This window comes from Anaerofustis stercorihominis, from assembly GCF_005844425.1.
Taxonomy (GTDB): Bacteria; Bacillota; Clostridia; order Eubacteriales; family Anaerofustaceae; genus Anaerofustis; species Anaerofustis butyriciformans.
Window position 1 is genome coordinate 1 of the sequence record NZ_SPHL01000083.1, and the last position, 1,231, is coordinate 1,231.

The 1,231-nt window shown below is 23.6% G+C and carries 1 protein-coding gene; it reads right to left on the reverse strand.

What is annotated here, in order from left to right; genetic code table 11:
• Positions 1-1,231: YfhO family protein (locus FGQ49_RS10245; protein ID WP_171020695.1), on the reverse strand; the 1,231-nt coding region annotated here is incomplete at both ends.

The window sequence follows — 1,231 nt, forward strand, 5'->3', positions numbered from 1 at the left end:
AATCCATCTGTTTGATACATAACTAAACCCATTCATTATATATCCGAACAATGGGAACATTAAAGCTACTAATAAAATAATTAAGATATTTCGTAAATATAAACCTTTTTTACTTTTATCTTTAAAAATAAGTAACAAACATAATACAGTTAATATATTAAAACCAATATATGTCCAAGAACCTACAACATTAACATTAAACATATTCTGAATAAAATTTATATAATATGTTATATCATAAAATATATTTAATGAACTTAATTGTCCACTTGCTCTTGAACTGTTAAAAAAGGCAATTAGAATAGGAGAAAACAGTATTGAACTTAAAAGAATTGCAATAATATAATAAATGACAAATTTCAAAAGATAATACCAAAAATTTTTCCAAAACAATCCTCTATCTTTATATAAATAAAGAACCCTAACAAACGCATAAAGAACAGCTGCAATGGTAAGCATATATAAGAAATAAAAATTACTTATTGCGCTGATTACAATCATTAAAATAAACAAATAAGGTCTCTTACCTTTTAAAACGTGTTCAATGCCAAGTAAAATTAAAGGTAAATATATCATAGGATTTACAAAAAAAGGATGTCTTATAGATGCAAACAAAGCATATCCACAAAAAACATATCCTAACGCACCTAATATTGAAGGTATCTTTTTCTGCTTAAAATTAAAACAAAATAAAATAAAAAATAAACCTGATAGATATAATCTAAGTATAACAAGAAAAGAATACATATATGCTGTATATTTTTCTGGAGTGAATATATAAAAAATACTTAATGGATCACCAAAAGCATAATAATTTAATGTTGTAAAAATATCTAGTCCAGTACCGATAGTTAAATCCCACATGGGAATTATAAGTTCGTGATTAAAAATCAAATTTTTTATTATATCCCTTACATAATTACCAAAAAACATAGCTGAAGAATAATGCTGAACATATCCGTCATTTTCCCAAACAAAAGACTTCCCTTGATAAATAAACGTAAAAAAAACAAATAAAGAAATAACTGTGAACAATATACTATAAATAATATACCATTTTTTGTACCAAACCTCATTATTTTTAGAATTTTTCTTTTTATCTTCTTTTACTATTTTTGCGTTATCATCTTTTTTTTCTTTATTTTTAAATACAAATTTAGTAAAGAAGTAATTTAATATTACTACTATTACAGCTACTGCAATTTTAACTATGCCATCATTTAACTTAATC